Source organism: Chryseobacterium sp. HMWF035, from assembly GCF_003094695.1.
In the GTDB taxonomy this organism is placed as follows: Bacteria; Bacteroidota; Bacteroidia; order Flavobacteriales; family Weeksellaceae; genus Chryseobacterium; species Chryseobacterium gambrini.
Genome location: NZ_QEHP01000116.1, coordinates 1 through 9,427 on the forward strand (window position 1 = coordinate 1; position 9,427 = coordinate 9,427).

9 protein-coding genes are annotated in these 9,427 nt (G+C 36.2%); 4 read left to right on the forward strand and 5 right to left on the reverse strand.

Features of this window, described 5'->3' with window-relative positions; genetic code table 11:
* Window positions 1-380 (reverse strand): hypothetical protein (locus tag DD829_RS17470; protein ID WP_116547991.1); only part of this gene is annotated, 380 nt, incomplete at its 3' end.
* 103 nt (window positions 381-483) lie between these two features.
* On the opposite strand from DD829_RS17470, the gene DD829_RS17475 reads away from it, so the two are divergent.
* Both DD829_RS17475 and DD829_RS17480 read left to right on the forward strand, forming a co-directional pair.
* Complete coding sequence (locus tag DD829_RS17475) at window positions 484-1,551, forward strand: 3-oxoacyl-ACP synthase III family protein (RefSeq protein ID WP_108411582.1); 1,068 nt, start codon at window positions 484-486, stop codon at window positions 1,549-1,551.
* A 68-nt stretch (window positions 1,552-1,619) separates the two neighbouring features.
* Window positions 1,620-2,825, forward strand: a complete 1,206-nt coding sequence (locus DD829_RS17480) for a metallophosphoesterase (protein WP_108411581.1) — start codon at window positions 1,620-1,622, stop codon at window positions 2,823-2,825.
* Between the two features lie 25 nt (window positions 2,826-2,850).
* On the opposite strand, the gene DD829_RS17485 is transcribed toward DD829_RS17480, so the two are convergent.
* The 3 genes from DD829_RS17485 to DD829_RS17495 form a co-directional block, all read right to left on the reverse strand.
* A complete protein-coding gene (locus tag DD829_RS17485) occupies window positions 2,851-3,474 on the reverse strand; it encodes a hypothetical protein (RefSeq protein ID WP_116547988.1) in 624 nt (207 codons plus the stop codon).
* Window positions 3,475-3,476: 2 nt separating this feature from the next.
* Window positions 3,477-4,229 carry a polysaccharide deacetylase family protein gene (locus DD829_RS17490; protein WP_116547989.1) on the reverse strand — a complete coding sequence of 251 codons (753 nt, stop codon included), beginning with the start codon at window positions 4,227-4,229 and terminating at the stop codon, window positions 3,477-3,479.
* 85 nt (window positions 4,230-4,314) lie between these two features.
* The gene (locus DD829_RS17495; protein WP_116547990.1) at window positions 4,315-5,280 is read right to left on the reverse strand and encodes an NAD-dependent epimerase/dehydratase family protein; all 966 of its coding nucleotides are present in this window, start codon (window positions 5,278-5,280) and stop codon (window positions 4,315-4,317) included.
* Window positions 5,281-5,371: 91 nt separating this feature from the next.
* Here DD829_RS17495 and ggt point away from each other — a divergent pair, with 91 nt between their 5' ends.
* Both ggt and DD829_RS17505 read left to right on the forward strand, forming a co-directional pair.
* Window positions 5,372-7,057 (forward strand): gamma-glutamyltransferase, encoded by a 1,686-nt coding sequence (gene ggt / locus DD829_RS17500; RefSeq protein WP_108411101.1) that lies wholly within the window; start codon window positions 5,372-5,374, stop codon window positions 7,055-7,057.
* 268 nt (window positions 7,058-7,325) lie between these two features.
* A complete protein-coding gene (locus tag DD829_RS17505) occupies window positions 7,326-8,606 on the forward strand; it encodes a dicarboxylate/amino acid:cation symporter (RefSeq protein WP_108411698.1) in 1,281 nt (426 codons plus the stop codon).
* A 109-nt stretch (window positions 8,607-8,715) separates the two neighbouring features.
* Here DD829_RS17505 and DD829_RS17510 read toward each other — a convergent pair.
* Window positions 8,716-9,427: transposase (locus tag DD829_RS17510; protein ID WP_228408233.1), on the reverse strand; the 712-nt coding region annotated here is incomplete at its 5' end.

Sequence of the window (9,427 nt, forward strand, 5' to 3'; positions counted from 1 at the left end):
GTTTTATCCAATGCCAAAAGTAATGAATCTTTTTTAAGATTATACCCATAATACTGATCATTAATATAATAATCCTGATGAGCAATATTAATAAGACCTCTGATTTTTTTTACTTCAAAAGCTGAATCAAACAACAGTTTTTTATTTCTGTCGAAAACTTTTATAGAATTTTTTCCCTGATTGAGATCTACAGAAACCGTCTGTCCTCCGGCAATTACACCTTCCGAACCGTTATTGATTTTGTAGTAAAATGTATCTGGCGTAGGATTGTCTACTACGTAGTAATTTTTTTTGGCTAAAAAAAGGAAATAAATCCCAAAGGCTACGATAAACGCCACAACTGCAATAAGTAAGCCTTTTAAGGAAGGATTGTTTTTCATAAGATTGTAAAGTACAATTTTTGCAAATTTAGTAATATTTTTAATTCTCTGTTATTAATATTAATTATTAACTTTGCATCTTTAAAAAAAATCATATAAACGAATGCCGAATACGATCATTATTGGTTCTGGATCTTACCTTCCCAGCAGAATTATCGGAAGAGACTTTTTTCTAGATTCAGAGTTTTATTCAGAAGACGGGGTGAAGATTGACAAGCCTGCTGAGGAAACGATCTCAAAATTTGTAGAAATTACAGAGATAGAAAACAGAAGATTCATAGAAGATGATCTTTCCAACTCAAAAATCGGTTACGAAGCTGCAAAAATTGCTATTGCAGATGCAAAAATAGATCAGGAGGAACTGGATTATATCATTTATGCGAGCAATTTCGGTGAGGTTACCGTAAACGGATACGCAGATTTCATGCCGACAATGGCAGCGAGAGTAAAGAGCAAACTGGGCATTAAGAACAGAAAATGTGTTACTTACGACATGCTTTTCGGATGTCCGGGATGGGTGGAAGCAATGATTTTAGCAGATAATTTAATTAAAGCTAAAGTGGCTAAAACTATTTTGGTAATCGGAGCTGAAACGTTGAGCAGAGTAACAGATCCGCATGACAGAAACAGAATGATCTTCGCAGACGGAGCCGGCGCTGTCGTGGTACAGGCTACAGATCAGGAAAATGTAGGAATTATTGCTCACAATACAATTTGTGATAACGGTGTGGAACTGGATTATCTTGCCAACGGACCATCCATCAACAAAGATTCTGACCAGACCCGTATTTTCGTAAGAATGCAGGGTAGAAAAATCTACGAATACGCATTGAAAAACGTTCCTGCTGCAATAAAAGAAACCATTGAAGACGCAGGTCTGTCTATTGAAGATATCAACAAAATATTAATCCATCAGGCGAATGCAAAAATGGATTATGCGATGATCGAAAGACTTCACAAGCTTTATAATGTGAAAGATTACGATCATTCTATCTCTCCAATGACGATTCAGGATTTCGGAAATTCTTCTGTGGCTACAATTCCTACCATGTTTGATTTAATAATTAAAGGAAAAATGGAGGGTCAATCGTTTAAAGAAAAAGGTAACATTGTCATGACTTCGGTAGGTGCCGGAATGAACATCAATGCTATCGTTTACAGATTTCCTTAACAATATTTAATTTAAAATATAATAAAGCACAGGGAAATTAATTCTTTGTGCTTTTTTTAAACTTAGTTATGCAAAGAAACTTTTTTATCATTGCGGCAGTTTTTCTTTTTCTGGAAATTTATATTTACCAGGCGATCAGAACCTTAACAGACAATAACTGGATCAAAATAGGCTATTGTATTATTTCTTTAGCGGTTTACGGCTTTTTCGCTTACGAAGTTTCTCACTTCAGCAGAGCCGACCGAAGCATGATGCGCGCACAGATTATGATTTCGCTATTTCTGGTTTTTATCTTGCCTAAAATTTTCATTGTTTTGTTTTTATTAATCGATGATATTTTCAGAACCGGAAGTTATCTTATCGGACTTACCCGACCATCGGAGAACTTTTTCCCTGAAAGACGAAAGTTTTTAAGCATCATGGGATTAGGTTTGGGAGGTGTTCTTTCAGCTCTTTTTATCGATGGAATTACATTTGGAAAATACCGCCATAAAGTAAGAAGGGTAAGAATGAATTTCGCGAATCTTCCCAAAAGCTTTAAAGGATATAAAATCGTACAGATTTCCGACGTTCACAGTGGAAGTTTTGCAGACCCGGGAAAGCTTCAGCATGCGATTGACTTAATCAACGAACAGAATCCTGATCTGGTTCTTTTCACAGGAGACATGGTGAATAATGTAGCCAAAGAATTCAAACCCTTCATTCCCCTGTTTTCAAAAATCAAAGCAAAAGACGGAAAATTTGCCGTTCTTGGAAACCACGATTACGCAGATTATGTGAGCTGGGATTCTCCGGAAGCCAAAAAGAAAAATCTTGATACCTTAATTGATTACGAAAGACAAGCCGGTTTTGATATGCTTCGGAACGAACACAGAATCATTGAAAAAAACGGAGAAAAAATATACATTTTAGGAGTTGAAAACTGGGGACTGAAACCTTTTCCGCAGTTTGGAAGATTGGATGATGCATTAGAAGGCGTCCCGGAATCTGCCGTTAAGATCTTAATGAGCCATGATCCTACCCATTTTGATTATGTGGTGAAAAAACACCCTGCAAATGTTCATTTAACGCTTTCAGGACATACCCACGGAATGCAGTTTGGTTTGGATCTTAAAAATGTAAAATGGTCTCCTGTTCAGTACAAATACCCGAAATGGGCTGATTTATACGAAAGCGAAGGAAAAATGCTGTATGTAAACAGAGGTTTTGGAGTTTTGGGATATCCCGGAAGAGTCGGCGTTTTACCGGAAATTACGCTTTTTGAACTGGCTTAAATCACAAACACTTATTGCGTTTGATTCAAAGATATTTTTCACTCAGTTTTTCGATAAGTAAATTTGAATCAATCGCATTCTCATCAAATCTTGTTAAAACTTCACGAACCTTAGGATATTCGTCTATGAATTCAAGATTTTCGATTTCTTCTAATTTAAAGTCATTCATGATTTCCCGGAACAATTCTTCATCTACTCCCCAATATTTTATATATTTACTTTCATCAATAAATATTTCAACTAAACTTTCATCATCATTGTAGATTAGCCCAAAATTTATAAAAGCATCCTGAGTGAGTTCTTTTTTATATTGATTAATAAATTTCAAAATACTGTCTTTTTCCTCATAATTGCCATAATTTAAATCAAAATCAATATGCCCAAATAGAACAGCCGCAACTTCGGGTAATGTTTTTGAAAGCGCAACAATTAAATTCCAGAGGTTAGAATTATCAATATTTATTTCAGCAAAAAAATCAAATCCTATCGATTCATTCTCAGAATTATTTTCTTTAAGCTTAAAAGTATATCCCTGAACAATATTTGCAGTTTTACTCTCTTCCCATCTTTTTAAGATTGAAGGATTGTTGGGAATCTCATCTTCATTTAAAAATCTTATCGTTTTGGGGAATTCCAAAGTTTTTTTCATAATTAAAAAATATAATCTTTCATACGGGAAGTAGCCATTTCTTTCTCGTTAATCCAACTCAGGAGGGCATCTAATTTGTCCTCCATTTTTTTCCCGGAGTTCAGTTTTCTGTAAAAAGGGATATCGAATCTATACTTTTTAAAGTCTGTAAACTGCCATGAATTAAGATAGATCAAAACGAAATCGTCTTTTTTCAGGGTTTCAAAAACCATACTCTGATAATAATTCGTAGGCACAATCTGGAATACAAAATCGTTATACGGCAACTGACTGTAAGGAGAAATACTTTCCGGAACAATACTCAATCCGTTTTCTTCATTAATCTGCGTGTCTCTTTTCAGACGTTTGAAAGGGAAAAGAATATCAGCATTATCAATATTGGAAACGTAATTAAATTCCAGCAACTTTAAATCTTCCTGAGGAACTTTGATGTCTTTCTGACGAATTCCGCGAATCTGTTTTTCTAAAAATTCCTGAGTAAATTTTTTAGCATTTTCAATTTCCTGAAGGGTAGAATTTTTATTATAAAAAGCAATTTCATGCCCTTTGGATGAAATTGCTTTTATTAAATTCTGAAGTTTTTGAGCGATCGAAATCTCTACAAAGAAACTTGCTTTAACATCATGAATATCTAAAATTCTAAGAATTGCTTTCGTATTATCCTCTGAAATTTTCAGCCTCTCCTCATCAGAAATAAACTGCTCTTTTTTACAGTCAGCTTCAATATTCAGGATGTTAAAAGTAAACAATATCATTTAAATTAAATTTTAGATAATTTTTATAATAAATTAAAAATCAGATGTTAAAATAATTCTTATTTAAATTAAAACTTGAAGTAAATTAATTTTTAGCTAATTTGATTTTCAAATTTTTAATCATGTCTTTTGTCATTTCAGAAATCCCGAAATCATAGCTTAATCCCCAGTCTTTTTTCGCTACGGAGTCATCAATTGAAGCCGGCCATGAATCTGCAATCGCCTGTCTGAAATCCGGTTTATAATCGATCTCGAATTCCGGAATTTCTTTCTTAATTTCTTCAGCCAGTTCTTTTGGCGTGAAAGACATTCCGCCTAGATTATAAGAAGATCTTACGGTAAGATTTTCTTTTGGAGCATCCATTAATTTCAGGGTTGCGTTGATGGCATCATCCATATACAACATCGGCATTCCTGTGTTTTCGGAAATAAAACTTGTGTATTTTCCTTCTTCGATGGCTTCATAAAAAATCTCAACAGCATAATCTGTAGTTCCACCACCTGCAGGAGTTTTCCATGAAATCAATCCCGGATAACGGATGCTTCTTACATCTACTCCATGCTTGTCAAAATAATACTCGCACCATTTCTCACCCGCCATTTTAGAAATTCCGTAAACCGTTGTAGGATTTAGAACCACATCCTGCTCTACATTTTCTTTCGGAATTCCTTTTCCAAAAACCGCAATGGAACTCGGCCAGAAAATCTTTTGAATAAGTCCTTCTTTTGCCATTTCACAAAAATGAAGCAGGGGCTCCAGATTTAGCTTCCATGCGAAAACCGGCTGCTTTTCTGAGGTACCCGACAATAATGAAGCCAAATGATAAACGGTAGTAATATCGTAGTCTTTGATCACCTGTCTTACCAATTGGGTATTGGTAACATCCATTCTTTCGTAATGACCTGCCGCGGTAATTCCCTTTTGCCATCTGTCGAGCCCCGAAGCAACTACATTTTCTGCTCCGTGAATTTCAACAAGTCTGTTTGTAAGCTCGGTGCCGATCTGTCCTAAAGCACCTGTAATAAGTATTCTTTCCGTGTGGGATTTCATTTTTAACTTTTATTTGTTGATCGAAAGCAAAAGTAAATATTTTACCCCCTATCTTAAAACAAAATTGTAAATTCGAATATAAATTTTGTAAATGAAAAAGATTATTATTTCACTTATTTTATTTTCTACCACAATTTCAGCACAATACACAGATATTACTATTGTGAAGGAAGTGAAGGTTAAAAATAAAGGAGTGGTTGTTTCTGCGCATCCGTTAGCAAGCGAGGCAGGAGCAAAAGTTATGAAAATGGGAGGAAATGCGTATGATGCAATTGTTGCTACGCAATATGCACTTGCCGTTGTTTATCCGCAGGCGGGAAATATCGGCGGAGGCGGATTTTTGGTTGGTGTAAAAAATAATGGTGAAAAATTTACAATCGATTATCGTGAAACGGCGCCTAAAAAAGCAAGCCGCGATATGTATGTCGACAAAAACGGAAAAGCGAACACGGATCTTTCCCAAAACGGGAGATTAGCGGTTGGTGTTCCGGGAAGTGTGGCAGGTTTTTTTGCTACTTTAAAATACTGTAAGCTTCCGATGGAGAAACTAATTCAGCCCGCTATAGATCTTGCTGAAAAAGGATTTGCGATTACCGAACAGGAAGCTAACTTACTGAATAACAATAAACAGAATTTCCAGAAGCACAATCAGTCTTCCATTGTTTTTGTTAAAGATATTCCATGGAAAGCCGGAGATCTTTTGGTTCAGAAGGATTTGGCTGAAACGTTAAAGTTAATTCAGAAACAAGGTCTAAAAGGCTTTTACGAAGGAAAAACGGCGGAACTTCTGGTTTCTGAAATGAAAAAAGGAAACGGAATTATTACTTCTGAAGATCTTAAAAATTATAAAGTTGCCGAAAGAAAAGCACTTGAATTTGATTACAAAGGAAATCAGGTGGTTTCTATGCCTTTGCCTTCTAGCGGCGGACTTCTTCTTGCGCAAATGCTGAAAATGGCAGGTTATGAAAATCTGGAGAAATATCAGCAAAATTCTACGCAGGCTGTTCAGGTGATGGTGGAAGCCGAAAGAAGAGCGTATGCAGACAGAGCGGAATATATGGGGGATCCGGATTTTATTCAGGATAAAACGTCTTATCTGATTTCTGACGAATATCTGAAAAACCGATGGAAAAGTTTCAGTTTCAGTAAAGCGACTCCAAGTGCGGAAGTCGGGAAAATAACCAAACAACCCAAAGAATCTACAGAAACTACTCATATTTCTGTAATTGATAAGGATGGAAATGCAGCGGCTGTTACGACTACTTTAAACGGTTTATACGGAAGTAAAGTTGTTGTTTCCGGTGCGGGATTTTTCTTAAATAATGAAATGGATGATTTTTCCATAAAACCGGGTGTTCCGAATATGTTTGGCGCAGTGGGAGGAGAAGCCAATTCCATTCAGCCGAATAAAAGAATGCTTTCTTCGATGACTCCAACGATTGTTCTGAAAAACGGAAAACCTTACATGGTAGTCGGAACTCCGGGAGGAACGACGATTCCGACTTCTGTTTATCAGGCCATTGTTGATGTGATCGATTTTAAGCAGAATGCGAATATTTCTGTCAATGCTCCGAAATTTCACCATCAGTGGCTTCCTGAAACGGTTGCTTTTGAAAAGAATTTTCCTGAAACCACGATTAAGGATCTGGAAAAATTAGGATATAAGTCTGAAAAATGGAACCAGATCGGAAGAACAGAAATGATTCTGATTGATGACAACGGAAATATTCATGCGGTTGCAGACGGACGCGGTGATGATTCTGTGGCGGTAGAATAGTTGAAATTTTGTAGTTAATATAAAAAAAGCTGACTCAAAAGCATATTAATTAATTGATTATCAAATGTTTTTATTCATCAGAATGGCAAGGGTAAAATAATCTGGATTTTGAGACCGTTTTTTGAGATTCTTGCTTCATTAAAATTATATAAAGATTTAAAATAATTTGGTTTCGGCTCGGGCTTCGCCCGAGCCGAAACTATTCATGACATTTGTCATTATTTAAAGCAAATTTCACTAATTTTCGGCTTTTAAAATCAATATTCTTTTGAAAGCAAAAAAAATTTACCACCAGCTTTATTTTCAGGTTATTATTGCGATTGTTGCAGGAATTCTTCTAGGAAGATTTTATCCTGAACTTGGTGAAAAAATGAAACCTTTGGGCGACGGATTCATCAAACTCGTGAAAATGATTATTGCTCCGGTGATTTTCATTACCCTCACCTTAGGAATCGCGCACATGACTGATTTGAAGAGAGTGGGCAGAATTGCGGTTAAAGCAATGATTTATTTCTTTACGTTTTCAACGTTGGCATTGGTTATCGGTTTGGTGGTAGGAAATATCTTACAGCCGGGTCATGGTCTTAATATTGATCCTTCTACCCTTTCGGGCGATGTTTCTCAGTATCAGCAAAAAGCTCATGAAACGACTTTAACGGGTTTCATCATGAATATTATTCCGGAAACACTGTTTAGTCCGTTGGTTGGAGATAATATTCTGCAGGTTCTTCTTGTTGCTATTTTAATGGGCGTAGCTTTGGTTTTAACGAAAGAAAAAAGCCAGAAAGTAACGGATTTTTTACAGGATCTTTCCACTCCGGTTTTTAAAATTGTGCATATGCTGATGAAACTGGCGCCGATCGGAGCTTTTGGAGCGATGGCTTTTACCATTGGAAAATACGGACTTCATTCGGTTTTGAATCTGATTTTTTTGGTGGGAACGTTTTATATAACTTCTGCATTGTTTGTGGTTTTGGTTTTAGGCGCTGTCGCCTGGTACAACGGTTTTAATATTTTTAAGCTGATGTATTATCTGAAGGAGGAGCTTTTGCTGGTTTTAGGAACGAGTTCTTCAGAATCTGCACTTCCCGGAATTATGGAAAAGCTTGAAAAAGCAGGCTGTTCAAGAGCGATTGTCGGTTTGGTGGTTCCTACAGGATATTCTTTCAATCTCGACGGAACCAATATTTATATGACGCTGGCTTCGCTTTTTATTGCACAGGCTTTAAATATTCATCTTCCAATCGAGAAACAAATTATTCTTCTTTTGGTTGCCATGCTGAGTTCTAAAGGCGCAGCCGGAGTTACGGGAGCGGGATTTGTGACTTTAGCAGCAACATTAGCGGTTGTTCCTGAAATTCCGATTGCCGGAATGACGCTGATTTTAGGAATCGATAAGTTTATGAGTGAATGCCGTGCTTTAACCAACGTTATCGGAAATTCTGTAGCAACGGTAGTGGTTGCCAACTGGGAAAAGCAACTGGATAAAGAGCAACTGCACTATTGTCTGGATCATCCGAATGAAGTGGAAAAAAAACTGGAGGTTTAGCCTGACATTGTTTAATCTGAAACAGATTTAGGTTTTATAATGACTTTCATCTAGCCGTGATGTTCTATGTTAATACGCAAATTAATCAGGTTAAAATTTTAAAGTTTTTTTAATAATCTGGTTGATAAGCCGTTTTATTTTTTACTACACCGAAACAGATTCTTAAAAGCTTGTTGCAAACTGCGATCAATGCTAATTTCTTAGGTTTTCCTTTTGCCAACAAACGCTGGTAAAGTTCTCTGCAGTGAACGTTGTGTTTCATTGCAGTCCAAGAGCAGACATACAAAAGACTCCTGATATGGGTTTTAGAAGTTCTGCATTTTCCGGGCGAATAAGATTTCTTTCCCGATTGGTAAATCCTGGGCGCCAATCCAAAATATTTTACCAGTGATTTTACTGAATCAAAGTTTTTAAATCCTGATGTAGCTGTCATGAGTTGTAATGAGGTCTTCTCACCAATTCCTGATACACTTTGTATCAAATATTTTACTTTCTTAAATTCCTCATCCTGAAGTTTTGGAAGACGCAGTTCAACTTCTTTGATTTCTTTTTCCAACTGTTTAAGCCTTCTTTCATAATGCTTTTCTGTGTCAGGATTTAAGTAAGGATTAAAACGTAGCGCTTTTAGTTTCACCGCATATCTGCGTTTTTCTTCTTCCAGATCATTCAAAAGTTTAATCTCCTGGTCAAGATGCTCAATCTCAATACTTTTGGGAACATAACTTTCAGGACGAAACAATTCTCCATAGAGTCTGATGGCTTTAGCATCTTCTGCATCTGTTTTAGTGATGATGTTTTTCATCCTGCAAAAATGTTTAATA